The sequence below is a fragment of the Bradyrhizobium sp. HKCCYLS3077 genome, assembly GCF_051167555.1.
GTDB lineage: Bacteria > Pseudomonadota > Alphaproteobacteria > Rhizobiales > Xanthobacteraceae > Bradyrhizobium.
Genome location: NZ_JBNPTH010000002.1, coordinates 988,296 through 1,014,799 on the forward strand (window position 1 = coordinate 988,296; position 26,504 = coordinate 1,014,799).

Below are 26,504 nucleotides of genomic sequence, written 5' to 3' on the forward strand. Positions count from 1 at the left end.
CTCGCATCGTATGGGCGCATCACCTCGAGGATGGCCCATGCGTTACGAGTTGTATTACTGGCCGATGATCCAGGGCCGCGGCGAATATGTCCGGCTCGCGCTGGAGGAGGCGGGCGCCTCCTATCGTGATGTGGCGCGCGAGGAGGGCATCGCGGCGATGAGCGCTATGCTGGAGGCGGACAGCGCCACGCCGCCCTTCGCGCCGCCCTTCCTGAAAGCGGGCCGCCGCGTCATCGGCCAGACCGCCAACATCCTGTTCTTCCTCGGCGGCCGCCATGGCCTCGCGCCGAAGGCCGAGGCGGGCCAGCTCTGGGTGCATCAGCTGCAGCTCACGATCACCGACTTCGTCGTCGAGATCCACGACACGCATCATCCGCTCGGCCCGACGCTCTACTACGAGGACCAGCGCGCGCCCGCCAAGAAGCGCACCGCCGAGTTCTGGAATGAACGGGTGCCGAAATTCCTCGGCTATTTCGAGCAGATCCTGGCGAAGAGCGGCGGCGCCTACGTCACCGGCCGCAAGCTGACCTATGTCGACCTGTCGCTGTTCCAGATCATCGCCGGCCTGCGCTACGCGTTCCCCAACCGGATGGCCGCGTTCGAGCCTCACATTCCCGGCCTCGTCGCGCTGCACGACCGCGTCGCCGCCAGGCCGAACATCGCAGCCTATCTGCAGAGCGAGCGCCGCATCCCCTTCAACGAGGACGGCATCTTCCGCCACTACAAGGCGCTGGATGCGTAGCACGTATGACGGCGGACGCCGAAGGCGCCGCCGTCATACGAAGTTGGCCTGAGGGTGTGGGGTCGTCAGGCGATGATGTCGACGCGCGTGCCCTGACCGGGCGGCAGCGGCGGGCGCTGCGCCTTGTTCTCGGCAGCGTTTTCGTCGCCGGTCTTGTCCGGCTTGAACGACTGCGTCTGTTGGCTCTGCGCCTGCTGCGTCTGAGGCTTGTTCGTCTCGATCGAGACCGGCGGCGGTGAGGGCGGCGCTGATGACGACGAAACGCTCGAAACGGACATGGTCCAGCTCCTCGCTTGGTGTTGGCCCGAGCGTGGCCATGTCCAGCGAAGGAAGCGTCAACCGGATCGCTCGAATTGTCTGCAACTGTGAGTGGCGGCCGCCAATAGTGAACGGCTTGCTGATGGCTTCGCAGAAACCGGCGGCACCCGGGTCCGCCGCTATTGATCCTTGCTGCGCGTGATCGTGATCGAGGATTCCGTCTTGGTCCGGGTGCAGCGCATGTCCAGCCTGCGGTAGCGGCTGGGGACGTCGTCGCCGCGGAAGATGCCGAGCCGGCGGTAGCAGCGGTTGACGCCGCGCACCATGTCGTCCTTCGGCAGCGTGAACACGATCGCCGCCGCGCTCGCCATCAGCTCGACGAAGGCCGGCGGCGGCTTGCGGTCGGTTTTCCCGAACAGCTGGTTGGAAAAATTCTTCGACGAGCAGCCGAGCGTGATCTCGCGCGCCTTCGGATGCGCGAGATAAACGGTGCCGGCCGCCGTCTGGCCGATCTTGATGCCCTCGATGCCGTTCCTGAGTTCCTTGGCGACGTCGTCGCACCGATCGGCCCGCGCCGCCTGCGGTGCGAGCATCGCGCCGAGCGCAATGAGAATGGCAAAGATGATGTTGCGGCCAAATGAACACCGGCCGTAGGACACACGAGAAGACTGCATTCAAAATACCCCCGCGCCATTGAAGCCTGCGCGCGAAGGTCATGCAAGCGCGATGCGCCGCGGCCGCACAAGATCGTCGGCCAAATTGACCGCGTGTTGACGGACCGCGGTCACGGGGCCGGGCGGCAGCGGCGCGATCGCTCGCTCAGAACCAGCAGCGGCCGGGATGCGACAGCGAAACGCCAGCGGCGCGGCGTTCGCAGTCGTTGCCGTAGGTCTGGAAGTTACAGCCGCACACCGGCATGTAGATCTTGGTGCAGAATGTCGGCTTGCGGCGGCACACGCCCATCATGTCGAACCGGCCACACTGGCCGGCCGGAAACTCGCAATACAGGCCGGCATTGCATGGGATGCCGGCAAAGCCGCCGCACGCGCGCCCGGGACCGACGGCGCCGGCGGGGCTTGGCAGCAGGGTCGTCAAGGCAAGTGCGAATGTGATGATCGCAAAGAGACCTCGTTTCATGACGCCTCCAGAGTGAAAATGAATCGTACAACAATCTCAGGTTACATAATCGATTGAGCTTGCGCAATCGATCTCGCGGTCGGATCGGGAGGCGGGCGGGTGCACTGCCGTTGGTTCGGCACGGCTGTTCTTTCCGCCCTCGACCGAAACTGCTATGATTTTGCAATGAGCAAGCCGCAGGTCAAAGATATGTTGGATCGCGTTCTGACCTGGTCGAGCGACCGGCAGGATGACGCTGCCGCAATTCTTGCGCTGATGGAGGCGCAGGATCAGGCCGGATACTATCTGACCGACGAGCAGATGCGAGAAGTCGAGCGGCGGCGCGACGACGAAGGCGCGTCCAATTTGACGTTGAACGAATTCAACGCGCGCATCGACAGCTTGATCAGTAAATGAAGGTTTTGATCCGCGAAGCTGCCGTCGCCGATCTGGGGGCGATCTTCGCTTGGATCTCTCACGACAGCCCCAAGGCGGCCGCCGCGGTAGTTGGACGTATTCGTGCGCGGATCAATCAACTCGGGCGGCCGGGGCTTGCTCGCATCGGACGGCCCGGCCTGGTCCGCGGAACCAGAGAACTGCTGGAAGGGCCATATATCGTCGTCTATGAAGTCGACGAAGCCGCTCAGCACATCGTGGTGCTTGCGATCGTTCATGGTGCGCGAGATCGCCAAGGCTGATTACGGGTAAGTGCTGCCGCATCCCGAAAGGGGGGTCTTCAGACCAAAGGTGGCATGGTCCCGCCCCGGAACGGCCATGCCGAACCATATGTTGCGCCCCGGCGCCAGGGTGATATCAGACCTGTCAAGACCGCTTTGGGCGGCCGCTTTTAGAACCCCTGCGAGATTCGCCATGAATGCGCCCACCGCTTTCCCCGACCAGTCCAAGCCCGTCCCGCCCTACAAGCACACGCCGCTGTTTCCGCTCGGGCCGGACACCACGCCCTACAAGAAGATCACGACCGAGGGCGTGCGGGTCGAGAAGGTGCTGGGACGCGACATGCTGGTGGTGTCGCGCGAGGCGCTGCGGACGCTGTCGGAAGCAGCGTTCGGTGAGATCAACCACTTCCTGCGCCCCGGGCATCTGAAGCAGCTGCGCAGCATCCTCGACGATGCCGAGGCCAGCCCGAACGACAAATTCGTCGCGCTCGACTTCCTGAAGAACGCCAACATCTCCGCCGGCGGCGTGCTGCCGATGTGCCAGGATACCGGCACCGCCATCATCATGGGCAAGAAGGGCTGCAACGTCATCACCGATGGTGACGACGAGGCCGCGCTCAGCGAAGGCGCCCGCGACGCATACTTGCGCCGTAACCTGCGCTACTCGCAGGTCGCGCCGCTCTCGATGTACGAGGAAAAGAACACCGCCAACAACATGCCGGCGCAGACCGAGATCTATGCCGAGGGCGAGGACGCCTACAAGTTCATGTTCATGGCCAAGGGCGGCGGCTCGGCCAATAAGAGCTTTCTGTTCCAGGCGACGCCCTCGGTGCTGACCAAGGACAGGCTGCTGGCGTTCCTGAAGGAGAAGATCCTGACGCTCGGCACCGCCGCGTGCCCGCCTTATCACCTCGCCATCGTCATCGGCGGCACCTCGGCCGAGCTGTGCATGAAGACGGTGAAGCTCGCCTCCGCGCGCTATCTCGACGCGCTGCCGACCCACGGCTCCGCCGATGGCAACGCCTTCCGCGACGTCGAGATGGAGCAGGAAATCCACAAGATGACGCAGTCGCTCGGCGTCGGCGCGCAGTTCGGCGGCAAGTATTTCTGCCACGACGTCCGCGTCATCCGCATGCCGCGCCACGGCGCAAGCTTGCCGATCGGTCTCGGCGTGTCGTGCTCGGCCGACCGCCAGGTGCTCGGCAAGATCACCAAGGACGGCGTCTATCTCGAGGAGCTCGAGCATCACCCGGCGCAGTATTTGCCGGAGGTCGAGCAGGCGCTCGGCGGCGAGGTCGTGAAGATCGATCTGAACCAGCCGATGAAGGACATCCTCGCCACGCTGTCGAAGAACCCGATCAAGACCCGGCTGTCGCTGACCGGCACCATGATCGTCGCCCGCGACGCCGCGCATGCCAAGCTGCGCGAGCGCCTCGACCGTGGCGAGCCGCTGCCGGACTACTTCAAGAACCATCCGGTCTACTACGCCGGTCCGGCCAAGACCCCCGACGGCTACGCCTCCGGCGCCTTTGGTCCGACCACGGCGGGCCGCATGGATTCTTTCGTCGATCAGTTCCAGGCCGCCGGCGGCTCGATGGTGATGGTCGCCAAAGGCAACCGCGCCCCGGCCGTGCGCGAAGCCTGCAAGAAGCACGGCGGCTTCTATCTCGGCTCGATCGGCGGCGCCGCGGCGAACCTCGCCGAGCACTGCATCAAGAAGGTCGAGGTCGTCGAATATCCCGAGCTCGGCATGGAAGCCATCTGGCGCATCGAGGTCGTCGACTTCCCGGCTTTCATCATCATCGACGACAAGGGCAACGACTTCTTCAAGGAGCTGAACCTCGGCTGAGGCGAGGCTCGGGTGCGTTTTTTTGCAGCGGCCGGGAGCGATCCCGGCCGTTGGCGTGTGGGGCAGGGCGGCGCGTCATGTCTACTCGTTGATGGCTTCAGCCGGGTTGGAGCCAGAAACTCGCGGCAAGGACGGTGCGCTCCCCTCCCCCTTGCGGGGAGGGGTCGGGGGTGGGGGTCCAAGAATTTCATTCTATCATTGGGCACACACATACGCGCTTACGATCTGGCTCTTACGACGATGTCTCGGATGGCAAGAGAGGACTGGCCTTCATGGGCGTCAGCGTCCGGAGACCCCCACCCCCGACCCCTCCCCGCAAGGGGGAGGGGAGCGCACGGTCCAAACCGGCTACATAGGTGACAGAACAAACCGACGACATGGGTGACAGGTTGAGGTGATCGGCAGGAGGACTTGCCGATGGGCTGGAAGGAAACCTGCGCTGTGGACGAACGGATGCGTTTTGTGTTGGCAGTTGAAGCGGGAGAGAAGTCGTTTGCGGCACTCTGTCGGGAGTTCGGGATCAGCCGGCAGCAGGGCTACAAGTGGTGGCACCGCTACCAGGAGGAGGGTTTGGAGGGTCTGTTCGACAGGTCCCGAGCGCCTTTGCACCACCCCCAAGCAATCTCCGGGAAGATCGCCGAGTTCTGCCTCGAAGTCCGACGGGCTCATCCGACCTGGGGACCAGCGAAGGTACGCGCCTTTCTCGAGCGGAAGCGGCCCAGCACGACGTGGCCCGCGGCCAGCACGATCGGAGCGCTGTTTGACCGCGAGGGTCTCACGGTGAAGCGGAAGATTCGTCGACGCAGCCCTCCTTCGAGCTTTCCATTTGCCGATTGCGAGCAAGCCAACGATGTCTGGTGCATCGACTTCAAGGGCTGGTTTCTGACTGCGGATGGCACCCGTTGCGAACCGCTCACGCTGACGGACGCAGAGAGCCGCTGTCTGCTGCGGTGCCTGCCGTTGCAGCGTACCGACGGTGAGCATGTTTGGCCCGTGCTGGATGCGGCATTCCGTGAATTTGGCCTGCCGCTGAGGATGCGCTCGGACAATGGCGCACCCTTCGCATCACAGGGGGCGGGCGGGTTGTCGCGGCTATCGGTGAAGCTGATCAAGGCCGGCGTCACACCGGAGCGCATCACGCCCGGCAAGCCGCAGCAGAACGGCCGCCATGAACGTATGCATCTGACGTTGTTGCAGGACACCGCGAAGCCGCCGGCCCGGACGTTGCGCGAGCAGATCAAGCGCTTCCAGAGCTTCCAGCGCATCTTCAACGAAGAACGGCCGCACGAGGCTCTCGACAACGCAACGCCAGCCGATCGCTATCGTCCCTCGCCGCGCGCCTATCATGGCGTGCTGCGCTCACCCGAATACGAAGCGGATAGGGACGTCCGGCGTGTTCGCCACAATGGCGAGATCAGGTGGGGCGGCGAAACGATCTACATCAACCAGGCACTCGCGGGTGAGCCCGTCGGCCTCTCGGAAACCGAGGCGGGCTGGACTGTGAGCTATGGACCCGTCCTGCTCGGCACCATCGATCCAAAGAGGCATCAGCTCAGGCCGCCGAAGCGAAAGCGCCGTGGACTTGTGGACAACGCTACGCGTTGCCCACAGGGTCCACAGCAGCAAAAGCAGCAAAGGACACAAGAATTGAAGATCTGAACAAAACGAGAATTGTGTCAACTATGTCGTCGGTCAGATCTGTCACCTATGTCCCCGGTTGCTCAGCACTGCCGTCGTGGTGAGCGGCCAGGCCCGACGTCGACTAGTTGAGTTTACGGCGCCATGACGAATAGGTAGTCCGATGGACGCATCGGGAGTTCAACGCCATGCACCCCCACCGCATCCTCGGTCTCGACGGCTTCTCACGCGGCTGGGTCGCTGTCGCGATCGAAGGCGACAGGCGCAGCATCAGCTTCCCCGCTGACATCGCCACCGCCCTCGCATCCGCCTTCACCCGCGCCGCCATCGACATCCCGATCGGCATGACCGACGACGGCACCCGCGCCTGCGATCTGCTCGCGCGCGACAAGCTCGCGCCGCACCGCTCCCGCGTGTTCACCGGTGCGCGGCGCTGGCTGTGGGAGAACTACACCGATCCGGATGAAGCGAACCTCGAAGCCACACGTCGCGGCCAGCCGCGCGCCTCGCGGCAGCTCTGGCATCTCGGCCGCAAGATCATGGAGGTCGATGCCTTCGTCCGCGCGCATCGCGACCGCGACATCCGCGAGGCGCACCCGGAGCTGGTGTTCCTGCGCCTCAACGGCGCGCCGCTGCCGTCGAAGAAGACGGAGCAGGGGGCCAGGCTGCGGCGCGACCTGTTGGTTGCCGCGGGCTTCGCGTCCATCGACGACTGGCTGACCCATGCCCGCCGCGGCACCGGCGCCAAGCCCGACGACGTGCTCGACGCCTGCGCGGTGGCGCTCGCTGCCCGCGATGGCGCCGGCTGCGTGCCGGAGGGCGAGCCGCCGCGCGATGCGCATGAGGTGGCGATGCAGATTTGGTTCTGAGTTAGTGGACACTGGCGCGGCCACGCTCTCCGCCGTCATTCCGGGGCGGCGCGCGCAGCGCGGCGAGCCCGGAATCCATCAGGCCGCGCGCACTGCCGCCAAATGGATTCCGGGCTCGTGCCTCCGCCTTCGCTCTTCGAGCTGTGGCGGACGCACGCCCCGGAATGACGGCGGAGGGGTCGTCGCGCCCGTCAGATCAAACCTCACGCGGGCGATGCGCGAGTCTTTTCCGAAAAATAAAAATCACTTGCCAATTTTCGGAAATCATGATTATCTTCCCGCATCCCGTCCCACCGAAGGGGCGTTGCGCGCGATCGTCACGACACGCGGGGCGGGGAGCGGTGGCCGCGATCATGTCGCAGCGTGTCCTCGGATGCGCGGACGAACGGCATGGCGCGGACGTGAAGTCGCAGCGTGCTGACACCCCGATGCTGGTGTCCCCTGCGGCAATGCGCAAGCATTGTCGCGGCATGGTGGCCAACAAGCCCGGCGCACCAGGCAGACTGCGTATAAGCGTGAAGACCACCGCGCAGGGAAGGCCGGGCGTTGTCCGGCTGCACCTGTGGTACCTGCCGCCTGCATTCTTTCTCGCAGGCGGGCCGCAGGCGTCAGCCGACGCCTGGCCTTCCCTGCGCCCTTCGCCTTCGTCGAGGGCCACGCCGATGCATCACTCGGGCGTCATTCGCTGCGGGAATGCGGACGCTTGTCCAGGTTGTTTGAAATGTGAAGCGGAAATGCCGGCGGCACAGAACAGCGTCGTCCCGGGCAAGCTACGAGCGCGCGACAGCGCGATCGTGGCGCCGACCCGGGACCCATACTCCGCGGCGGATGTGAGAAGGCAAAATGCCAATGGCCAGCGTGCCTCGAACCGCTCCCTGGGGGTATGGGTCCCGGCGTTCGCCGGGACGACAACGGTGGGTTGGAGGCCGGCGGCGTCTCGCCGTAGACGAGGTTGCCTAGGGTGAGCAAAGCGGCTGCCCGAAGGGCGGTCGCGTGCCCACCGTCTTTCGGCGCATTCGGAGACAATGATGGGCACGGCGCGCGCGCCATCTCGCCCGATCAGGCAGCTTGGCGCGCCTTTGCCCGCCCTACAAAGCGCGGCTTAGCCGCGCGCGCCGGTGAAGGGGAAGCTGCCCATGAAGCCGATGCCCATTTCGCCGGAGATGGTGTCGCCGGCGACCTTGCCCTTGAAGTCGAGCGTCAGCGGCATCGGGCTCGTGATCGAGACCTTCCAGGAAACGTCGTCGCCATTGACGGTGCCGTCGAAGATCTCGGCGGAATCGCCTTCGGCCGCCTGGGTGCCGGTCAGCGTGGAGCCTGAACTCTTCAGGCTCAGGGTCGCGCTGCGCTCGCCCATCGGCGTGTTCAAGGTCAGATTCCAGTTGCCGTCCACAGCCATCGATCGTTCTCCTGGCGTTGCCATCCCGGGCCCCGAAGCAGCCTATGAGGGGGCCTTCGGCCGCCCCTATAGCGCATCTTCGCTGATAAGCCCAATGCGGCGATCAGGCCCGCGCCGCCCGCAGGCGGCTGGCGATCACGAAACGGAAGGCGATGAATTGCAGCGCGAACGCCGCGACCTTGGCGGCGGCGGTGAGTCCCATGTAGATCGCCCACAGCTTGACGTCGCCGGTCATCGCCACGCCGATCGTGCCGAGGCCGAGCGCGAACATCAGCGCCGCCCAGGCATAGCCGGCCACGGTGACGTATTCGGGAATGGTCTCCGCCACCATCGGCGGAACATAGCGCAGCATCCAGCCGCGCTTGAGCATGATCAGGCCGATCGCAAAATGCCCGATGGCCGGCTTGGCGAACATGAAGCGGGGATCGTTGGTGAGCAGCGTGACGCTGCCGAGCACCACGACCAAGGCGATGCTGGCATAGGCCATGAAGCCGAGGCTGTGGCCCTTGATTCGAGCCCAGACCACCTGGACGATGGCGACGGTGACGGCGCTTGCGGTCGCCAGCACGACGTCGTCGGTGGCGAGGTAGAGAATGAAGAAGACCGCGGCGGAGAGAAAATCTGCGGTCAGCCTCACGAATACGTCTTTCACGCCTGTCTCCCTGGAGAGCAACACTTATCGATCTTGGCCGGACATTGCGGCGGCAGTCTGCGCAGCGATGTCCTTTGTCCTACGATACTCAGGATACCAGCGCGTGAAATAAAGTGCACTGTTGCGGGCAGCGAAGGCAATGGCGAGGCCGGTCCAATAGGGCAGGCCGGGGACATAGAGCGTCATCAGGTTGCCGACGATCATCAACAGCGCCGACGCCGTCCAGGCGCCGGTGATGATGTAATTGGCGCGCAGAAAGCCCGGAATTGCCGCGGTTTCCGGCGGCACCACCTCCAGCGCATATTGCAGCGTGAACGGCCTGCGCAGCACGATCGAGCCGAGCGACAGCGCGAAAATGCCGCAGTCGACCGCAAGCCGCACCGCCGAGGTGCTCATGGCCGGCTCGATGGCGGTGAGGTAGGCGGCTACAGCCGCGAAGATCGCGGCCGAGCCGAGTCCCAGAATCTTGATCGACCGTCCCTTGGCGATGTCCAGCGCGACGATCGCCAGACACAGTCCGGCGCCGACCAGCAGGCTGAGCGTGGCGGAGACCATCATCATCAGCGCGGCGTAGACGCCGTACGGCGCAAGAATCAGGAACAGGGTCATCGACGGCTCCTCCCGAGCCAATCTTTACAGTGACAAGATGACCCTAGGGGGTGACGGTGAGGCGGTCAAGCTGAATCTTGACAGTGTCAAAATAACGTGAGGCCCGGTTGAATGGAGGCTCTGTCGATGATCTCAGGCTCCGACCCAATTGCCGTGGAAGCCGTCGGGCACGCGATGACCGAGATGGACCAATGCGACGGGACCGCTGCCGATGTCGGTGGCGTTGAACACGGCGAGGTCGCTGGTGTTGGTCGCAGCGCGCCAGACCACGCTGAGCAGCCAGCCGTCGGCTTCGGCGGCGTCGGCGCTGCGCGGGACGAACACCGGCTCGGACAGGGTGTCGCCGTCCGGCAGCAGATGCGTGGCGCGCCGCGTGCCGGCGCCGTCGACATGCGCAAGGCCGGAGAGGGCGCCGAACAACGGCCCGTCCGGGTTGGCGCAGGCGTACCAGCCATGGCGGTTCGCGAGCCCGGCCCTGCGGTCGTCGATGCGCGGGAATTCGCCGGTGAGATCGTCGAGATAGGTCTGCGTGAAGCGGTCGCTGTTGCCGGCGATGTCGAAGCTCCAGCGGCACAGCCGCGCGACGGCTTTCGTCGGATCGGTCGGCCGGCCGTCGGGATGCGGAAACAGCGGCGCCTCCTCGAACTGCATCACGTCGGCTGTGATGCGGTCACCGTCGTCCCAGGCATTCATGATGTGGAAGACGTAGCAGGCATCGCCGCGAAACCAGACGATGTCCTTGACGTCGCCGCCGCGCCTCATGACGCCGACATAGGCGCCCTTGTCGGGCTCCCAGGCGTAAGGCGGCTTGCCGGACATCGCGCGCTCCAGGCTGCCGGTGAGCGGCAGGATCGGAAACAGCACGTGGTTCGCGGTGACGATGAAGTCATGCACCATGCTGGCATAGGGCGCCTCGAAGCGGCTGAGGCGTGTAAGCGTGCCGCCGGCATCGACGGTGCCGTAGGTCAGGGCGGGCGTGAGCGGACCGCTCGCGTTGTAGCCGAAGAACAGCAATTCGCCTGTGACCGGATCGGTCTTCGGATGCGCGGTGAAGGCGCCGCGCAGGCGGCCGCCGAAATCCTGATAGCCTTTGGTTGCGAGTGTGCCGGGCTCGATCTCGGTGGGCAGGTGCGCCTCTTCGAGCGCGAGCAGCTTGCCCGCATGGCAAATGATGTTGGTGTTGGCGACGCCGCCGTCGGTCACATCGGCCGGCGCATCGGCGAGCCGGCGGCCGAAGCCGCCAAACAGCGCGCGGCCGGCCTTGCGCTCGGCCTCGAATTTCGGCGTGCGGACCCAGCGGTTGCGATAGGAGGCGCGGCCGTTCTCGATATGGAAGGCGTGCAGCATGCCGTCGCCGACGAACCAGTGAGCGCCGGGCGAGTCGAATTGCGGGTTCGGGCCGTTGCGATACAGCGTGCCGTTGAGCTCGCGCGGCAGTTCGCCGGTGATCTTGAGAAACGGCGCGTCGCACTCGAACGGGATCGGCGCGATGTTGTCGCGCCGCGTATGGCGCTGGGCCGTGCTCTGCAACTGGATGGTCATGGCGCGTCCTTCCTCCGGTTCTTGCAGTTATCTTTACGATGTCAAGATAAAGCTACTGACAGGGCAGAGGCAGGTCAAGTCGAATCTTTACGCTGTCAAAATTGTTTGTATAAGGAGATTCATGACCACGAAGATCGATCAGGCGCGGGCGCAGCGCCGCCGAATAGCGACAGAACAGGTCCGGACGCGAACGCGCCGTACGTCGAGCCCGGGCGAGCAGGGCGCGCCCTATCATCATGGCGCGCTGCGCGATGCGCTGCTCGAAGCGGCCGAGCGCGTGCTGGAGCGCGACGGGCTCGCCGGACTGACGTTGCGGGCGGTGGCGCGCGAGGCCGGTGTGTCGCATGCGGCGCCGACGCATCATTTCGGCGATCTCACCGGCCTCGTCAGCGAACTCGCGGCGATCGGCTTCACGCGCTTCAACGCGGCCATGAAGGCGGCGGGCGAGCAGCCGGGCACGCCGATCGAGCGCGCGATGGGGCGGGCGCGCGCCTATGTCGCTTACGCCCAGGCCAATCCCGGCATGTACGGGCTGATGTTCCGGACCGAGCGGCTCGATTATTCCCGGCCTTCGCTGCACGAAGCGGCGGAAGCCTCGTTCGCCGGCCTCGCCGGTTCGGTGGCGTCGCGAGGCGAAGGCCATGTGGGCGACGAGGAATTGTCGCTCGAACAATCCGCCGCCATCGCACGCGCCTGGTCGCTTGTGCACGGCTATACGATGCTGCTGCTCGATGGCCGTCTCGCCGACATCCTGCGCCGCTCGCCCGCGGGCACGACGGCCGAGTCGCTGTTGGAGGCGATGCTGCGTGCCACGGTACCGAAGCTGCCGCCGGGCGCGTAGCTCGACGCAGCGGAAACCGGGGCAGGGGTCATGCGTTGGTGGCGCATGGCACGAACACCCCGCGCTCCCTGGAGCAAGGCCAACCCGCGCAAGCGCGCGCGCAAGGCCTCCACCCATCTGACGCCGGCCGAGAAGGCCAAGGCCAAGGCGCGCGCCAAGCGCGCCGGCCGGCGCTATCCGAATCTGGTCGACAACATGCGCGTCGCCGCCAAGAAGGCCGCGAAGACCAAGACCAGCGGTCGCAAGCGCACCGCGAAGTCGAAGACAGCGAAGACGACGCGCGCGGCAGCGTCGTCCAAGAAGCACACCGCGAAGCGGGCGACAAAGCGCAGCACAGGCCGCTCCGGGGCACGCAAGACGAAGCGCAAGACAGCGAGCCGCGCGCGCGAGAAAGATCCGCGCGGCGGACTGACGGCAGCCGGGCGGAAGGCCTTCGCGAAGCGCGACGGCGCGCATCTCAAGCCGGGCGTCACCAAGAAGGCATCCGAAATGACGCCGCAGGAGATGCGCCGCAAGGGCAGCTGGGCGGTGCGGTTCTACGGGCGCGAGAAGTTGCCGCCGCTGGTCGATGCCGACGGACAGCCGACGCGGCTTGCGCTGTCGGCGCATGCCTGGGGCGAGCCGGTGCCGCGGACCGTCGCGGCGGCCCGCCGGATCGCTGCGAAAGGCGAGCGGCTGCTCGCCCGCTATCACCGGCTCAAGGACAAGCGTGCCTGACTCACGAAGGGCTAGCGCTTTGGGAGCGCCAGATCGACGGCGCGGCCGCGGTTGCCTGCGACCTTCACCTTGTCCTTGCCGCAGGCGAAGCCGCGCGCGCTCTCGTCCGCCACCTGCCGCGCCAGTTCGTTGGCGTTGGGATTGGCGGCGGCATCGATATAGGCGACGTGGCACACTGGGCCCGGCGGCAGTCGCGTCACGATCAGCATCGGCTTGTTGGTCGGACCCGCCTTGCCCTGGTCGTCATTGTCAGCGATCTGCCAGCGCTGGATGATCGCGAACGGCTTGCCGTCGGCCATCCGCCATTCGATCGTGGGGCCGGCCGAGTTGAACGGCCCAAAGAAGGTCTCCGTGGCCGGCTCCTTGGCAGCGGCACGGGCGTTGCGACCGACCGAGACGGTCTGGCGCAGATCATCCTCGTTGACGAGGACGATCAGGCCGTCCTTGCCGGTACAGGTCTGGGTCGAACTGTCCCCCTCGGGCTTGCCGACCGTACGGCAATCCTTCTCCGCCGCGGACGTGTAGGCGCTCGCGATGGTCTCGGCCGCGGCCTGGTTCATCCACACGCTGCAAAACATGACTCCAGCACTGATTCGCAGCGTCGCGCCGATCGTGAGACATTCGGACATGTGTTGGCTCGTGAAGTCAGGAACTCGTCGAGCAGTCGACGCTGCAAGCTGGGGACGGCGCGCCGCAGCGGTCGGAAACACCTGACAGCGCCGCGATTTTATCCTAGAACGGCCCCCTCGCGAGGTCCATCTCAACTCATCGCTCATGCCTGTCATCCCGCCGTCCAAACCCTATCGCATCGGCCGCTCCAAGACGGGGCTCGGCCTGTTCGCCACCCAGCCGATCAAGAAGGGCACCAAGATCATCCGTTATTTCGGTCCCTTGCTGGACTCGAAAAAGGCGGAAGAAGACGCGATCGAGAACAAATATCTGTTCGAGCTCGACAAGCGCTGGACCATCGACGGCTCGATCCGCGAGAACGTCGCCCGCTACATCAATCACTCCTGCAAGCCGAACGCCGAGTCCGACGTCAAGCCGCGCAAGAAGAAGATCTTCATCCGGGCGATCAAGAACATCGCGCCGGGCGACGAGATCAACTACGATTACGGCACGGACTATTTCAAAGCCTATCTGAAGCCGATCGGCTGCAAGTGCGAGGCCTGCGAGAAGAAGCGGGCGAAGAAGAAGGCCGAGGCGCGTGCCGAGCGGGCGCAGGAGAAGGCCAAGGAAAAGGCCAAGGACGCGCGCAAGGCCGAGAAGAAGTCCCGGAAAGAGTCGGAGAAGCTCGCCAAGGACAAGGCCAAGCAGCGGGCGAAGGCCAAGGCCAGCATGGACAAGGCGGCCAAGAGCCGCGGCAAAACTCGTGGCAAGACCAAGCGCGCCGCAGGCGGTCTCACCAAGCGTCCCAAGACCAAGTCCAGCACCGCGAAAGCGGCCTGATCCCGCTTGCGGGGGTTGCCGGCCCGTCAGGGCCGTCTGGCAAAAGCCAGCGTCGTCCAGCTCACTCCAGCGGCCTGGTTCGCAGCGCCCACCGATGCAGTCTGACGGTTGAGCTCGAGGTCCAGGCCGAGCTGTCGCATCGGCGCAACGACCGCCGCCGCATCGACCTCGAACATTCGGCGGCCCGGCGGGATCGGTCCGTGCCGCAAAGTCATGATCAGCGTGCCGCGCGGCGCGACCTGCGTCGCGATGTTGGGAAGCGCGCGTCGCCGCTGCGCGTCGTCGAGATGCATGAGGACGGCCGTCAACATGACGAGATCGAACTGCTCGCCACGGGCGGACAGCGCCGCAAGGTCGGGCAGGCTGTCATCGATCCAGGTGATGGCCGGCGAGGCATGAAGCCGCATCGCGCGAATTCGCAGCGCCTCAGTCGGCTCGACAGCGACCACTCGATGTCCAAGGCCTGCCAACCAGGCAGCGTCGCGCCCGGTCCCCGCGCCGATGTCGAGCACGCGGGCGGGCGTCCTCGGCAGCAGATGAAGCACCGCCGCGTGCACCTGTTGCGGCGGAATGTTTTCGTAGCGCACGAACAACTGATCGGCCTCGGCGGCGTAGCCTTCCGTTCCGCTGACCTGCGGCTGCATCGCTGCGATCTCCTGTCGATGCGCGACTATGCAGGAGATACGCCGGGCACGCATGTCCTCATTTCGGTTCGGAGGCGAGCGCCTGGCCGGTCGATACGGCCGGCCGGCGCTCACCACCGATCGGCCTCAGGCCGCGACCGCGCCGGCGCTGCGGCGCAGGCCCATATACTGCAGCTCGGCGAACACGCCGGTGCCGACCGCCTGCGCCGCGATGAAGATCTCGCCCAGGACGTTCGGCGTGACGAGGCCGGAGAACAACAGCGCGATGCTGCCGACCGTCCATGCGGCATTGCCGGCGATCACCAGCATGACCAACGGCTTTGCGACTGTTGCGCGCGTGCCGAGCCAGCCGACGAAGCCTGCATAGACGATGAGGAACAGGCCGGTCTCCCGCAGCAGCGCCTCGGGCAGTTGCATCAGCGCAGCGAGCGGCGATGTATCGAAGGTCAGCGCGAGTCCGGCGACACCGCTGAACACGGCATCGGCGATGAGGGCGCGGCGGAGCAGGGTGGACGAGGTGATCATGTCGGGTCTCCTTCGTTTGGGGCGGTGGACGGTTCAACGGAACCAGGCGAGGAGTTGACGGCGCAGGCGCGCCGGGCGCAGCGAGCGTGCGGCCCGGCTCTCGATCTCGGTGACCTGCGCGAAGACGAGGCTGCCGGTGACGTGCAGCAGCGGCTCCGGCAGGTTGAGCGAGCGCGCCAGGAGCGAGGTCGCAAGTCCCGCCATCCAGCGGCTGACGGCGCCGAATGGAAAGGTCGTGGACTTGCGCGGTCTGCTCATCGGTCATCTCCTGTGGTGATGACGATGGCCCGGCGGAGGAGGCATTTCGATTACCTCGCACGTCATGGTGGCGCTGACGTCTGCGTGATAGGTCTCCGTCCATGACACAGCTCGCTTCGGCGCGCGCCGACCGCGCCAAACCCGTTCATGTCGGCGAGCATCTGCGGCAGTGGCGGCAGCGCCGCCATCTCAGCCAGCTCGACCTCGCGCTGGACGCGGAGATCTCGGCGCGACATCTGAGCTTCGTGGAGACCGGCCGCGCCGCGCCGTCGCGCGATATGGTCCTCAAGCTGGCGGAGCGATTGGACGTGCCCCTGCGTGAACGCAACGTGCTGCTGGTCGCCGCGGGCTACGCGCCGGCGTTCCAGCAGCGCTCCCTCGACGATCCCGCGCTCAAGGCGGCGCGCGAGGCGATGAACCTTGTGCTCAAGGCGCATGAGCCGAACCCTGCGCTCGCGGTCGATCGTCATTGGAACCTCGTTGCGGCCAACCGCATGATTGCGCCGCTGCTCGCGGGCATTCCGGAGCGGCTGCTCGCGCCGCCGCTCAACGTGCTGCGGGTGGCGCTGCATCCTGACGGGCTCGCCTCACGCACCGTCAATCTCGCAGAGTGGGGCGGACATCTGCTGGAGCGATTGCACCGGCAATGCGAGGCCACCGCCGATGCCGAGTTGCTGAAACTGTATCAGGAGTTGAAATCCTATCCGGTGCCGGCGCGATCCGCGCCGCTCGCGGCCGACAGCGTCGCGATCCCGTTCCGGCTGCGGATGGGCGATGATGTCCTGAGCTTCTTCTCGACGACCATGGTGTTCGGCACGCCCGTCGACATCACGCTGTCGGAGCTGGCGCTGGAGACCTTCTTCCCGGCCGATGAGCTCACCGCCGGCAGGCTGAAGGAGATGGTTACCCCGCCGTGACTCCCGCTTGTCCTGGCCGCGTATGGCCTTATCTTGGGTGAACCGCACGCCAAACTCGGAGCGAGGCATGAGCACCTTGAAGCCGCTGATCATCGACGTCGTGTCCGACGTCGTCTGCCCTTGGTGCTATATCGGCAAGCGCCGGATCGAGGAGGCGCTGAAGCTCGTGCCGGACGTCCCGGTCGCGTTGAACTACCGGCCGTTCTTCCTCAATCCCTGGGTGCCGCGCGAGGGCATCAGCCGCGAGCAGTATCTGACGACGAAGTTCGGTTCGGTCGAGGCCTACAAGGGCATCGCGGGCCGCGTGGTCGCGGCCGCCGAGCAGGAGGGGCTGAGCTACCGGCCGGATCTGGTCGCGCGCCAGCCCAACACGATCGATTGCCACCGGTTGATCCGCTGGGCCGGCGAGATCGGCAAGGCGCCGGAGATGAAGCAGCGGCTGATGGAATTGTACTTCCGCGACGGCGGCGATCTCACCGACACCGAGGTGCTGGTGCAGGCGGCCGCGGATATCGGGCTCAATCCTGATGTCGTCCGCAAGATGCTGGGGACCGACGAGGACGTCGAACTTGTGTCGGCCCAGGCCCAGGAGGCGGCGGAGAAGGGCATCTCCGGCGTGCCGACCTACGTCTTCGCGCAGAAATACGCGGTGTCCGGCGCGCAGGACCCGCAGATGCTGGCGCGCGCCATCCGGCAGGTGTCGGCCGAGGTCAATGCCGAGGCGGCCGAGTAGCGGCCCGGCCTTTTCGCAGGGCGCGGAGCAGATGCACCCCGCGACGCGCCAGCGCCAATCCTTCGCGGCGCGCGGCCAGCGCGGCGTGAACGAGTTCGACGGCGGCATCGCGCCGATGCAGCGGGATCAGCACGTCACCGATCGCCAGGCGGCCGCGCCAGATCGGATTGATCATCGGATGATCGGGGCCGGCGGTGGAATCCGCCGAACGGATCGCGGGATCGCTGCAGAGATGGCGCGTCAGATCCAGCGTCAGCTGGACGCCGGGCGAGTATTTCGCGAAGCGCTCGTCGACGCCGAGCTTGAAGAAGAACGCGCGGCTGCGATGGCGCAGCACGACGCCCGCGGCCACGGCGGTGTTGCCCGCGCGCAGACTGATGATCTCGCAGGCACCCTCCTGCGCGAGCGCCGGCACCGCGCGGCGGATGAACGCCGCGTCGCCGTCGTGCTGGATCAGCGCCGTGCCGCGCTGTCCCTTCCAGCCGCCGGCCTCGAGCGCGAGAAATGTCTCGAGCGCAGCAGCGGCTTCATCGGGCGCGCGCGCGACCTCGAACCTGATCTCGCCATGCTCGGCCAGCCGATGACGCTGCCTGCGCAGCTCCTTCATCTTCTTGGCCCCTAGCGCCTCCTGCAGCACCGTCTCCCCATCTCCCGTCGCATCGAGCAACGCCCGCTCGTAGGATTGCAGGACTCGCGGGCGCAGGCCGTCGCGGCGCAGTACGGCGTCGAAGGCCTGCATGACCGGGCCGGCGATGGACATGTCGCGCAGCAGGAGGGCACGTGCGCCGGTGCGCCGGGCCGCGGCGAGCAGGTGCGCTGCCGTCACCTCCGCACTGTCGGCGTCAAGCAGCGGCGTGCACAGGGTGCCATAGGGATGGCCGCTGGCGAGAGCGGGCAGCGGCAGCCGGTAGGCGCGCCACAACGAGGTGACCGGCATCAGGCCGATCAGGCGCGACGGCTCGTCCGTGTCGAAGGCGCACAGCGCCGAGGTGCCGGTGCGGCCGCGGGCCGAGGCATTCACCGCGCGTTCCCAGCCCGGCAGATAGTAGCCGTTGGGTTCGAGCGCGCGGTCGGCCAGATCGCGCCAGGCCTGCTCGGAGGCACTTTCGAGCGGCACCAGGCCGCGCACGAGCGGCTCCGTGTGCCGCTCCCTGATGTTGGTCGAAGCAGGCCCAATTGCGCGATCGATGATGTCTGCCACGTCCCGAAGTCCCCTGGCGGCGCGCGATTGCGCGCGCGGCGTGCGGCAGAGACTAGCGCAAAGCCCACAAGAGACGCTTGTCGCCGCCCGACAATTCGAGCCGTTGCGTTAACGGCCCGTTCAGCACGTCGGCATTCAGCGGATGAGCGCTACCTCGCGGAAGGCGCCGATCAACGGCTTTTCGAGCTTGCCCTCCATGCTCTGGAGAATCTCGTAGGCCTTCTCGCGCGCCATCACCGGCTTGTAGCTGCGATACTCGATCAGCGCCGAGAAGATGTCGGAGATGGTGAGGATGCGCGTCAGGTCGGGAATGTTGTTGGCCATCAACCCGTCCGGATAACCGCTGCCATCGAGAAATTCGTGATGATGGCGCACAGCCTTCAGCACTTCCTCGGTGATCGCGGTGTTGTCCTTCAGCGCTTCGTAGCCGGCCGCCGGATGGGTTTCGACGAGCGCGCGTTCCTTGCCATCGAGCTTGCCCGGCTTGTCGAGGACGGCGAGCGGAATCCTGGCCTTGCCGATGTCGTGAAACATCGCGGCCATGTAGAGCCGCTCGAGATCGGTGCTGTTGACGCCGAGGCTCAGGCCGAAATCGACCGTGACGCCGGTGACCAGCAGGCAATGCTGATAGGTGCCTTCATGATGGCGGCGCACGGTGGCCAGCCAGTCGGAGAGGCCGTTTTCCGCGATGCAATCGGCGATCCGCTTGCCGGCGCGGCGCGTCTCCTCGATGTCGATCTCCGCACCGCCCAGGACCGCCGCAAACATCGACGCGATGCAGCCCGCACCCGTAAACGCGGCCTGGCGGTCGTCCGCGACGACGCTCTTGGCAGCCGGGCCCGGCCGCGCATCGAGCAGCTTGCCCAGCAACTGATTGCGGCTCGGTGTGCTCGACAGCACGCTCGTGGCGCCGAGCGCATAGGCCTGTACGGTCGACAGGCGCGATTTGTTGTTGGTCAGGAAAATTCGACGCGGGATGCGCGACAGCCGGTCGGAGATTTCCTTCAATGCGGTGATGTTGTCGACGTCGCGCAAATCCGCGGCAACGACGATGGCATCGATATTGCCGCCTTTGAGATCGGCATCCGAGATCAACTCGGTTGTAAGCGAGCAGCGTTCAGCCAGCATGCCTCGCAGCAGCGCGAGCTTGGCCGAGTCATCGCCGACGAGATGAACGTTCATGAAAGAACCAAGTCCCAGGGCAATATGCACGTAGTCGGATAGATGATCCCCAGGAAACGTTAAATTTGACCCATTCGTTCGCTAGCCGGTTCCGTGTTTGCGTTAGCTAAGAACTAACAATGTCCACGTTGAAGGTACCAGGGTCCCTTAGTTCAAAGAGCCTGACGGGCGTGCGGTAAAATGCGACGGCGGTGCTCATTCCCCGACGAAATGCGCGGCCATCGGCTGCCGTCCCGCTTGGTGTCAAGTGACGAACATCACATCCAGATTGGCGCATCTATCGGACAAGAGAGGTCCGATGGCCACCTCGTGACGCGGAGAGTTCGGACGAGGGCGTTGTTCGGCGGATCAGGCCGGGAACTCGCCCGGTTTCGTTCGCGCCGCTCGATGCTGGCCACGGGATGAGTGAACCGCGCCGTTGATCGTCTCGACCAATGGGCAACAGCATGAGCAGATTGGAGATCCCATGTTTCGGCACGCTCTCAGGGCCGCAGTGCTGGCCGGCGGCCTGTTGGCTGGCTTCGCTTCAGCAGCATCCGCCGAAACCAGCAGATTGGCGCTGGTGATCGGCCAGTCGTCCTATCGCGCTGTGACGCCGCTGCCGAACCCTGCCAACGACGCCAAGGCCATGGCGAAACTGCTCGGCGATTCCGGTTTCGAGGTGACGACGGCCGCCGACCTGTCGCAGCGAGATCTGAATCGGGAGGTGGGGGATTTCGCCGCGAAGATCGCCGCCAAGGGACCGGACACGGTGGCCCTGGTCTTTTATGCCGGTCATGGCCTGCAGATCGACGGCGAGAACTATCTCGTGCCTGTCGATGTCGATCCGCGCCGGGAGGCCGACATCCCCCTGCAGGCCGTTCGCCTCAACGATGTCCTGAACACGCTGAATTCGGTGCCGAGCCGGATGCGCATCCTGATGCTCGATGCGTGCCGCAACAATCCGTTCCCGTCCATCAATCAGAACGCGGGCAGGGGCCTTGCGCTGGTCGACACCAAGACGGGCGCGCCGGGCACCTTCCTGTCCTACTCGACGTCGCCCGGCGCCGAGGCCGAGGACGGCAACGGCGCTAACAGCCCCTACACGACCGCGCTGCTGCAGGCAGCGCGCGAGCCGGGTGTGCCGATCGAGCAGGCGTTCAAACGGGTCCGCGTGGCCGTCAACAAGGCGACCGAGGGCCGCCAGACGCCATGGGATTCGTCGTCGCTGACGGAAGATTTCCGTTTCGTGGTGTCGACGGATGCGAGCGCCGCCAATGCCGGGCCGCGCCCGACGGTCGCCAAGCTCAGCGTCGACGAGTGGAAACGCAGCCTGCAGGGCAAGCCGATCGAGTCCGCCAACGAGATCATCGTCGGCGACGGCAGCGTCGAAGCCTATGAGGCTTTCGTGGCGCTCTACACCGCGCCGCCCTACGGTCCGCAGGCGCGGGAGTGGCTCGACCTTCACAACAGGATGGCGGCCTGGAACGAGGCCGTGCTGATCAACACGGTGGCGGCCTATCAGGGCTTTCTCGACCGCTATCCGAACAGCGATCTGACGCCGACCGCGCGCAAGCTGATCGAGCGGCTGCGCAATCGCCCGGTCGTGACGCCCGTGGTGGCCGCGGCTCCCGCGACCCCGCCGGTGGTGCCGGCCAACCTCGCGGCAGGGCCGACCTGTCCGTGCTCGCAGACTCCGCCGCCCCGGAAGACGGAAACCCCGAAGCGCGTCGAGGAGAAGCCGGCCCGCAAGCGCGAGGAAGATCCGCCGAAGCGTGCCAGCCGTCCAACCCGCCGTGATCCCGGCGACGACGTCGTGGTCTATGCGCCGCCGCCCCCGCCGCGGACCTACTATGCACCACCTCCGGTCCGGGTGGTGCCGCCGGTGAACCTCGGCGTCAGTGTTGGTGGTGGTTACGGTGGCGGTGGCTATGGCCGGGGGCCGTCGAACTACCCGCCGCGACGCGGCTACGGCTACTGACTGCTTCCATCGACCGGAGTTACCGCAGCGGCCGCCCTGAGGGCGGCCGCCTTGCTTGGCGGTCGCGGCCTTTGGGCTCGTCTCCCCTGATCCGCCGGTCGTCATTGCGCCCGGCCGCTCGTCCCACCGGGCCCGCCGTCCATCCCATCCGCCTGGATCGGCTTGGGAACGCTGCGTTTCATGCCTTCGGTGCGTCGCTTGGGACGCGAACAGCCGAGGGGGAAAGAGGTCATGCCGCTGCTGCCAAAACGGGTCCGGATCGCGGTCATCTGCAGCCAGCTCATGGTGGCGCCGGCCCAGTCCTGGCAGCATTGGGGTGGCGACGCCGGAGGGACACGGTTCGCTCCCTTGTCGGAGATCACGCCGGCCAATGTCGACCGGCTGCTGCGCGCCTGGGACTATCGCACGGGAGATCTCGAGAGCCGGACGCCGGCAGCTGCGTTCCGCACCAAGTTCGAGGCGACGCCGATCCTGGTTGAAGACAGCCTGGTGTTCTGCACGCCGTTCAACGAGGTGGTGGCGCTCGATCCCGGCACGGGGGCGCAGCGCTGGCGTTTCGATCCCAAGGTCAGCGACGGGCGGCGTCCGGCCAATCGTTATGCCTGCCGTGGCGTGACCTCCTGGGTCGACCGGACAGCTCCGGCCGATGCCGCCTGCCGCAGCAGGCTTTTCATGGGCACGGTCGATGCCCGGCTGATCGCGCTGGATGCGCGGACCGGACGTCCCTGTGCCGGCTTCGGCGACGGGGGCGAGGTCCGGATCGACGTCGCCAAGGACTTGCTGTGGCCGGGCGAATTCCAGATCACCTCGGCGCCGGTGGTCGGCCGCGACGTCGTGGTGGTCGGCTCGTCGATCGCCGACAATCAAAGGCTCGATGCACCGAAGGGCACGGTCCGCGGCTTCGACGCACGCACCGGCGTGATGCGCTGGAGTTTCGATCCGCTGATCCATGATGGGATCCAGGCGGGGCACGCCAACGTATGGGCGCCGATGTCGGTCGACGACGAGCGCGGCCTGGTCTTCCTCCCGACGTCTTCGCCGAGCCCCGATTTCTTCGGCGGCGCGCGCCCCGGAGACAACAAGCACGCCGATTCCGTCGTGGCCCTGCGCGCCGACAGTGGGACTCTGGCCTGGTCGTTCCAGACCACCCATCACGATGTCTGGGACTACGACCTTCCCGCGCAGCCGACGTTGGCACGGATCGAGACCGGGCAGGGCGCGCGCGACGTGGTGATGCAGCCGACCAAGCAGGGCTTCGTGTTCGTGCTCGACCGCGACACCGGACAGCCGGTCTGGCCGGTGGAAGAGCGCGCCGTGCCGCAGGACGCCGCGGAGGGCGAAGCGTTGTCGCCGACGCAGCCGTTTCCGACCCACGTGCCGCCGCTGCTGGACCAGCGCTTCGCGCTCGACGAGATTTTCAGGGCCGTTCCGCGCGCGATCGATTCCTCCTGCGACGATCAGCTCGCGTCGTTGCGGAATGACGGCCTGTACACGCCGCCGAGCACCCAGGGCACGCTGTTCTTTCCGATGACCGGCGGCGGCGTGAACTGGGGCGGGGCGGCGTTCGATCCCGTGCACCAGATCCTCTACGCCAATGTCAGCCGCGCGCTTCAGATCGTCAGGCTGATCCCGCGGGCCCAGGCCGAGCGGATGACGCCGCAGCGCGGCGTGGATATCGGACTGCAGCGCGGCGCGCCGTTCGCCGTGACGCGGTCGGTAGCCATGTCGAAGCTCGGTCTGTTGTGCAACCGGCCGCCGTGGGGCGAGATGGTCGCCGTCGATCTCAAGGCCGGCAGGATCCTGTGGCGATCGACGGTCGGCACCACCGAGGATCGTGCGCCGCTCGGGCTGGCCTTCAAATGGGGCACGCCGCTCGTCAACGGTGTCGTCGTCACCGCCGGCGGTGTCGTCTTCACCGGAGCGATGGATGCCTATCTGCGGGCGTTCGATGCTGCCTCGGGACGGGAGCTATGGCAGGGCCGCCTGCCGGCGCCTGGCGTCGCGAATCCCATGACCTACCAATGGAAGGGTGAGCAATATGTCGTGATCGCCGCCGGCGGCCATTCCGAGGCGGGCACCTCATTGGGCGATGCGGTCGTGGCGTTCCGCCTGGCGCGGGACGGCGAAGCGCCCTCGCTGTGGTCGCGGACGATCGATCGTCCCGGCGGAAGGTTTGCGGGCGGTGCGCTCAGCGCAGGTTTCGTCGTCCTGGTGGCGTTGCTGCTGGCATGGTTGCGCTGGCGCCGGCGCCGCCAAGCGTAGGCGGCGCATTCATCAATCGAAGGCGACGCCGATCCGCTTGTCGTGGCTCCAGACCGCGTGACAGCGCCGCGTGAACTTGTCGGCGGGGATGACCAGGGTGAAGGCTCCGGGCAAGCCCACCGGATTGACCACCTCGACACGCGCACCGGTGTCCGACATGTTGCGGACCATGCAGTCCACGGCGCCGCCACCGTCGAAAGCCAGTCTGCCCTGCTTGAGCACACGATGCCTGGGGGCGATGCGTTTGTTGTCTGTCTCGATCATGGCCTGTAACCCGGTGCTGAATGCCGTCACCTTTCACGTCAAAAGCAGATAAAATAAATCAGGCCCGCGTTTCGTTGGAATGAATGCGATCTGTGAGGCCAGAGCTGCCATCTTCACGCTCTGTTAACCCCCGCATTCACCGAAGCCCCGCTCAGAGCATCGCGAAGGCGCTTGACACCATCGCGACAGGCTTGCCGTCGCCGGCGCTGGTCAGCGTCACCCGGCCGAAGCTCATGGTGCGGCCCATGCGGACGACGCGCGCATCCGCCAGCACGTCGGAGGACGCCGCCGCGCGCATGAAATGCGTGGTCTGATCGACGGTGGTCATCGGCCGGTAGCCGCCGCTCGCCGTCACCATCGCAATCACCATCGCGGTGTCGGCGAAGGCCATCAGTGCCTGGCCGCACACGACGCCGTTGTCGCGGCAGAGCCGTGGCGAAAACGGCAGGCGCAGGATGGCCCCCGCCTCGCCCTGAGCAGAAGGCGCAATGTCTTCGACGCGAAGGTCGAGATCCTTGATCCAGGGGGCGAACACGTCATCGAGGATGCGGCGCGCCGCATCGATGGTGAAGGTCGGGGTATCGCTCGGCACGGGCAGGCTCCTCCATTTTTTGATTCATGTTCTGGCCGGCCTGCTGTTCGCGCAGCGGCGCGGGTCATCGTGCGACAGGCCGGCGGCTTGAAAAGGCCGGAGTTGCGAACCTATGATGAATGCGCGCCGGGGGACAGGCGGCGCATGCGCGAGGTCAGGCGGCACGCCGATCGTGCGACATGGCGCCCGACCCGGCGGGAGTGGCCCGCCCTTGGCTCGGCGTGGAGCGATGGTATAAGGCGGCCCGATACCGGGGAGTAATCAATGAAGAAGCTGATCGTGACGATGACGGTCGCCTTGCTGACCGGCTGGGCCGTTCCCGCAGTGGCGCAGATGCCCAATATCAATCTGCTGGCCGACGCCCCCTCCAAGACCCCCGAGGAAAAGGAGGCCGAAGCGGCGCGCGACAAGGCCTACAGGGAGACGATGCGCAAGATTCCGGACGCCAAGTCCGCCGCGGATCCTTGGGGCAATGTCCGCACCGCGGAACCGCCGAAGGCGCCGCCGGTGAAGACCACGGCAGCCAAGAAGCCAAAGACCGGCGCCACCACCAACTAGGCCAGGAGCCTAGCACTTCGAATCGGGACCATCGGACTCGGATTCCGTGCCGCCTCGTCTATATTGACGGGGTGGCAACGCCGAGGAGTTCGTCGATGGGGTTGCGCCCGCGGGACCTTGCCAGCCGGATGGCAGCCCGGCGCCAAAGAGGCGACGGCTATGTGCGCGACACCTTCACGCTGCCGCGGGAAGAGGCGCGCGCCAAGGCGCGCGACTATCTGACCCGGTACCCGAAGGCGGGGTACATGAGCGCCGTCGAAAGCTGGCGTGAGCTTCCCGATGGGGCGATCGAGTTCACCATGCGGCGGCTGCCGAGCGCCGACTGAACCGCCAAGGCTCAGCGCGTCATTCCTTTTCGCCGAGCAGCTTGCGGGTATCGCGATTGATGAAGTGAAGCCGCGTACAGGCCTTGCAGACCACGGTCTCATACGCGCTCGTGGGATCGCCCGGCCTCGGCTCTTCCAGCCAATGCTGCACGTTCATCCCGGTCCGTGGACATTTGAAGATCAGATTACCCATACAGACTCAAGCTTCTGCCAGGACCGGGGCAGGCAATTTGATCTGAATCAAGACCACGCGGGAAATCACAGCCCGCCGCGAGGCGCGGCGCAATCCTCAATTGCGCTGCTCCGGAGGAACTCTTCCAAGGTGTCACGCCCGGCGCAAAAGCCTCCCGCCGAACGACCTAATCGAGCGACTCGGCGACGATCCGGATCCGAAACACCGGCTGTCGCGTCTCATCGAGCAGTTCCATCTGCCACTCGGAGTTTTCGGCGAGCTTGCGCGAGATGCTGCTGGCCATATCGGCGCAGACCGTGGTCATCTCTTTCCAGGCTGCATTGCGATCGGCGCATTCTGTCCCATACTCGGACGCGCCGGAGAAGTGGCCATTGCGGATACGAAAGAAATAGAGCGGCATTGCCAAAACCGGTGAGCCCTGACCGCCCCAGGCCGCTGGGTTTGATGTACGCACCGCAAGTTCAAGCGCAAAACCCTCCTGGATCAATTCCGGTAGAATACGGTGGACGGCCGGCCGAGCCCCGGCCGCAA

Annotated in this window: 31 protein-coding genes and 1 pseudogene; 15 read left to right on the forward strand and 17 right to left on the reverse strand. The window is 66.0% G+C overall.

Annotated features, from left to right (window positions below; genetic code table 11):
• Positions 1-37: 37 nt before the first annotated feature.
• Positions 38-742 carry a glutathione S-transferase gene (locus ACQR0Z_RS10675; protein ID WP_434860953.1) on the forward strand — a complete coding sequence of 235 codons (705 nt, stop codon included), beginning with the start codon at positions 38-40 and terminating at the stop codon, positions 740-742.
• 65 nt (positions 743-807) lie between these two features.
• Here the strand turns inward: ACQR0Z_RS10675 and ACQR0Z_RS10680 are convergent, their stop codons facing one another.
• The 3 genes from ACQR0Z_RS10680 to ACQR0Z_RS10690 all read right to left on the reverse strand — a co-directional run bounded on the left by ACQR0Z_RS10680 (position 808) and on the right by ACQR0Z_RS10690 (position 2,137).
• Positions 808-1,020: a hypothetical protein gene (locus ACQR0Z_RS10680; RefSeq protein ID WP_434860954.1), complete on the reverse strand. Its 213-nt coding sequence runs from the start codon at positions 1,018-1,020 to the stop codon at positions 808-810.
• A 159-nt stretch (positions 1,021-1,179) separates the two neighbouring features.
• Complete coding sequence (locus ACQR0Z_RS10685; RefSeq protein WP_434861064.1) at positions 1,180-1,593, reverse strand: hypothetical protein; 414 nt, start codon at positions 1,591-1,593, stop codon at positions 1,180-1,182.
• A gap of 226 nt (positions 1,594-1,819) precedes the next feature.
• The gene (locus tag ACQR0Z_RS10690; RefSeq protein ID WP_434860955.1) at positions 1,820-2,137 is read right to left on the reverse strand and encodes a hypothetical protein; all 318 of its coding nucleotides are present in this window, start codon (positions 2,135-2,137) and stop codon (positions 1,820-1,822) included.
• Positions 2,138-2,302: 165 nt separating this feature from the next.
• Here ACQR0Z_RS10690 and ACQR0Z_RS10695 point away from each other — a divergent pair, with 165 nt between their 5' ends.
• The 5 genes and pseudogenes from ACQR0Z_RS10695 (at position 2,303) to ACQR0Z_RS10715 (ending at position 7,149) form a co-directional block, all read left to right on the forward strand.
• Positions 2,303-2,533: a hypothetical protein gene (locus ACQR0Z_RS10695; RefSeq protein WP_434860956.1), complete on the forward strand. Its 231-nt coding sequence runs from the start codon at positions 2,303-2,305 to the stop codon at positions 2,531-2,533.
• Positions 2,530-2,814: a type II toxin-antitoxin system RelE/ParE family toxin gene (locus tag ACQR0Z_RS10700; RefSeq protein WP_434918553.1), complete on the forward strand. Its 285-nt coding sequence runs from the start codon at positions 2,530-2,532 to the stop codon at positions 2,812-2,814. Before ACQR0Z_RS10695 ends, ACQR0Z_RS10700 begins: the two co-directional genes overlap by 4 nt.
• 172 nt (positions 2,815-2,986) lie before the next feature.
• Positions 2,987-4,642, forward strand: a complete 1,656-nt coding sequence (locus ACQR0Z_RS10705; RefSeq protein ID WP_434918554.1) for a fumarate hydratase — start codon at positions 2,987-2,989, stop codon at positions 4,640-4,642.
• Between the two features lie 417 nt (positions 4,643-5,059).
• Positions 5,060-6,217: pseudogene (locus ACQR0Z_RS10710) on the forward strand (helix-turn-helix domain-containing protein); the annotation flags it as partial.
• 251 nt (positions 6,218-6,468) lie between these two features.
• The gene (locus ACQR0Z_RS10715) at positions 6,469-7,149 is read left to right on the forward strand and encodes a DUF429 domain-containing protein (protein ID WP_434918555.1); all 681 of its coding nucleotides are present in this window, start codon (positions 6,469-6,471) and stop codon (positions 7,147-7,149) included.
• 1,102 nt (positions 7,150-8,251) lie between these two features.
• Here the strand turns inward: ACQR0Z_RS10715 and ACQR0Z_RS10720 are convergent.
• The 4 genes from ACQR0Z_RS10720 to ACQR0Z_RS10735 all read right to left on the reverse strand — a co-directional run bounded on the left by ACQR0Z_RS10720 (position 8,252) and on the right by ACQR0Z_RS10735 (position 11,351).
• Positions 8,252-8,548 carry a hypothetical protein gene (locus ACQR0Z_RS10720; RefSeq protein ID WP_434860959.1) on the reverse strand — a complete coding sequence of 99 codons (297 nt, stop codon included), beginning with the start codon at positions 8,546-8,548 and terminating at the stop codon, positions 8,252-8,254.
• 103 nt (positions 8,549-8,651) lie between these two features.
• Positions 8,652-9,200, reverse strand: coding sequence for a septation protein IspZ (locus ACQR0Z_RS10725; RefSeq protein WP_434860960.1), 549 nt, complete (start codon positions 9,198-9,200; stop codon positions 8,652-8,654).
• A 24-nt stretch (positions 9,201-9,224) separates the two neighbouring features.
• Complete coding sequence (locus ACQR0Z_RS10730) at positions 9,225-9,809, reverse strand: hypothetical protein (RefSeq protein WP_434918556.1); 585 nt, start codon at positions 9,807-9,809, stop codon at positions 9,225-9,227.
• A gap of 132 nt (positions 9,810-9,941) precedes the next feature.
• Positions 9,942-11,351, reverse strand: a complete 1,410-nt coding sequence (locus tag ACQR0Z_RS10735) for a carotenoid oxygenase family protein (RefSeq protein ID WP_434918557.1) — start codon at positions 11,349-11,351, stop codon at positions 9,942-9,944.
• 121 nt (positions 11,352-11,472) lie between these two features.
• On the opposite strand from ACQR0Z_RS10735, the gene ACQR0Z_RS10740 reads away from it, so the two are divergent.
• Positions 11,473-12,192 carry a TetR/AcrR family transcriptional regulator gene (locus ACQR0Z_RS10740; RefSeq protein ID WP_434918558.1) on the forward strand — a complete coding sequence of 240 codons (720 nt, stop codon included), beginning with the start codon at positions 11,473-11,475 and terminating at the stop codon, positions 12,190-12,192.
• Positions 12,193-12,237: 45 nt separating this feature from the next.
• Positions 12,238-12,909, forward strand: a complete 672-nt coding sequence (locus tag ACQR0Z_RS10745) for a DUF6321 domain-containing protein (RefSeq protein ID WP_434918559.1) — start codon at positions 12,238-12,240, stop codon at positions 12,907-12,909.
• An 11-nt stretch (positions 12,910-12,920) separates the two neighbouring features.
• Here ACQR0Z_RS10745 and ACQR0Z_RS10750 read toward each other — a convergent pair whose 3' ends face one another.
• A complete protein-coding gene (locus ACQR0Z_RS10750; RefSeq protein WP_434918730.1) occupies positions 12,921-13,487 on the reverse strand; it encodes a hypothetical protein in 567 nt (188 codons plus the stop codon).
• A gap of 196 nt (positions 13,488-13,683) precedes the next feature.
• On the opposite strand from ACQR0Z_RS10750, the gene ACQR0Z_RS10755 reads away from it, so the two are divergent.
• Positions 13,684-14,358, forward strand: a complete 675-nt coding sequence (locus tag ACQR0Z_RS10755) for an SET domain-containing protein (RefSeq protein WP_434879728.1) — start codon at positions 13,684-13,686, stop codon at positions 14,356-14,358.
• 26 nt (positions 14,359-14,384) lie between these two features.
• Here the strand turns inward: ACQR0Z_RS10755 and ACQR0Z_RS10760 are convergent, their stop codons facing one another.
• From ACQR0Z_RS10760 to ACQR0Z_RS10770, 3 genes are all read right to left on the reverse strand, one after another.
• Positions 14,385-15,002, reverse strand: coding sequence for a class I SAM-dependent methyltransferase (locus tag ACQR0Z_RS10760; RefSeq protein WP_434918560.1), 618 nt, complete (start codon positions 15,000-15,002; stop codon positions 14,385-14,387).
• Positions 15,003-15,128: 126 nt separating this feature from the next.
• The gene (locus tag ACQR0Z_RS10765; protein ID WP_434918561.1) at positions 15,129-15,527 is read right to left on the reverse strand and encodes a hypothetical protein; all 399 of its coding nucleotides are present in this window, start codon (positions 15,525-15,527) and stop codon (positions 15,129-15,131) included.
• A 33-nt stretch (positions 15,528-15,560) separates the two neighbouring features.
• On the reverse strand, positions 15,561-15,785 hold the full coding sequence (locus ACQR0Z_RS10770; protein ID WP_434918562.1) for a hypothetical protein: 225 nt from the start codon (positions 15,783-15,785) through the stop codon (positions 15,561-15,563).
• 101 nt (positions 15,786-15,886) lie between these two features.
• Here ACQR0Z_RS10770 and ACQR0Z_RS10775 point away from each other — a divergent pair, with 101 nt between their 5' ends.
• Positions 15,887-16,702 (forward strand): helix-turn-helix domain-containing protein, encoded by an 816-nt coding sequence (locus ACQR0Z_RS10775; protein WP_434918563.1) that lies wholly within the window; start codon positions 15,887-15,889, stop codon positions 16,700-16,702.
• A 67-nt stretch (positions 16,703-16,769) separates the two neighbouring features.
• Positions 16,770-17,435: a DsbA family oxidoreductase gene (locus tag ACQR0Z_RS10780; protein ID WP_434879723.1), complete on the forward strand. Its 666-nt coding sequence runs from the start codon at positions 16,770-16,772 to the stop codon at positions 17,433-17,435.
• On the opposite strand, the gene ACQR0Z_RS10785 is transcribed toward ACQR0Z_RS10780, so the two are convergent.
• Together ACQR0Z_RS10785 and ACQR0Z_RS10790 are read right to left on the reverse strand one after the other, a co-directional pair.
• Positions 17,413-18,636, reverse strand: coding sequence for a GNAT family N-acetyltransferase (locus ACQR0Z_RS10785; protein WP_434918564.1), 1,224 nt, complete (start codon positions 18,634-18,636; stop codon positions 17,413-17,415). The genes ACQR0Z_RS10780 and ACQR0Z_RS10785 overlap by 23 nt on opposite strands.
• 135 nt (positions 18,637-18,771) lie before the next feature.
• Positions 18,772-19,818 (reverse strand): HD-GYP domain-containing protein, encoded by a 1,047-nt coding sequence (locus tag ACQR0Z_RS10790; protein ID WP_434918565.1) that lies wholly within the window; start codon positions 19,816-19,818, stop codon positions 18,772-18,774.
• A 466-nt stretch (positions 19,819-20,284) separates the two neighbouring features.
• Here ACQR0Z_RS10790 and ACQR0Z_RS10795 point away from each other — a divergent pair, with 466 nt between their 5' ends.
• Both ACQR0Z_RS10795 and ACQR0Z_RS10800 read left to right on the forward strand, forming a co-directional pair.
• A complete protein-coding gene (locus ACQR0Z_RS10795; protein ID WP_434918566.1) occupies positions 20,285-21,778 on the forward strand; it encodes a caspase family protein in 1,494 nt (497 codons plus the stop codon).
• A 282-nt stretch (positions 21,779-22,060) separates the two neighbouring features.
• Positions 22,061-24,040, forward strand: coding sequence for a pyrroloquinoline quinone-dependent dehydrogenase (locus tag ACQR0Z_RS10800; protein ID WP_434918731.1), 1,980 nt, complete (start codon positions 22,061-22,063; stop codon positions 24,038-24,040).
• Positions 24,041-24,052: 12 nt separating this feature from the next.
• Here the strand turns inward: ACQR0Z_RS10800 and ACQR0Z_RS10805 are convergent, their stop codons facing one another.
• Together ACQR0Z_RS10805 and ACQR0Z_RS10810 are read right to left on the reverse strand one after the other, a co-directional pair.
• Positions 24,053-24,304, reverse strand: a complete 252-nt coding sequence (locus ACQR0Z_RS10805) for a PilZ domain-containing protein (protein ID WP_434861067.1) — start codon at positions 24,302-24,304, stop codon at positions 24,053-24,055.
• Positions 24,305-24,455: 151 nt separating this feature from the next.
• On the reverse strand, positions 24,456-24,896 hold the full coding sequence (locus tag ACQR0Z_RS10810; protein ID WP_434860975.1) for a PaaI family thioesterase: 441 nt from the start codon (positions 24,894-24,896) through the stop codon (positions 24,456-24,458).
• A 264-nt stretch (positions 24,897-25,160) separates the two neighbouring features.
• Here ACQR0Z_RS10810 and ACQR0Z_RS10815 point away from each other — a divergent pair, with 264 nt between their 5' ends.
• Complete coding sequence (locus ACQR0Z_RS10815; protein WP_434860976.1) at positions 25,161-25,454, forward strand: hypothetical protein; 294 nt, start codon at positions 25,161-25,163, stop codon at positions 25,452-25,454.
• Between the two features lie 95 nt (positions 25,455-25,549).
• Complete coding sequence (locus ACQR0Z_RS10820) at positions 25,550-25,780, forward strand: hypothetical protein (protein ID WP_434860977.1); 231 nt, start codon at positions 25,550-25,552, stop codon at positions 25,778-25,780.
• Positions 25,781-25,799: 19 nt separating this feature from the next.
• On the opposite strand, the gene ACQR0Z_RS10825 is transcribed toward ACQR0Z_RS10820, so the two are convergent.
• Positions 25,800-25,973: a hypothetical protein gene (locus ACQR0Z_RS10825; RefSeq protein ID WP_434879718.1), complete on the reverse strand. Its 174-nt coding sequence runs from the start codon at positions 25,971-25,973 to the stop codon at positions 25,800-25,802.
• A gap of 166 nt (positions 25,974-26,139) precedes the next feature.
• Positions 26,140-26,373, reverse strand: a complete 234-nt coding sequence (locus ACQR0Z_RS10830; RefSeq protein WP_434861068.1) for a DUF6894 family protein — start codon at positions 26,371-26,373, stop codon at positions 26,140-26,142.
• Positions 26,374-26,504: the final 131 nt, after the last annotated feature.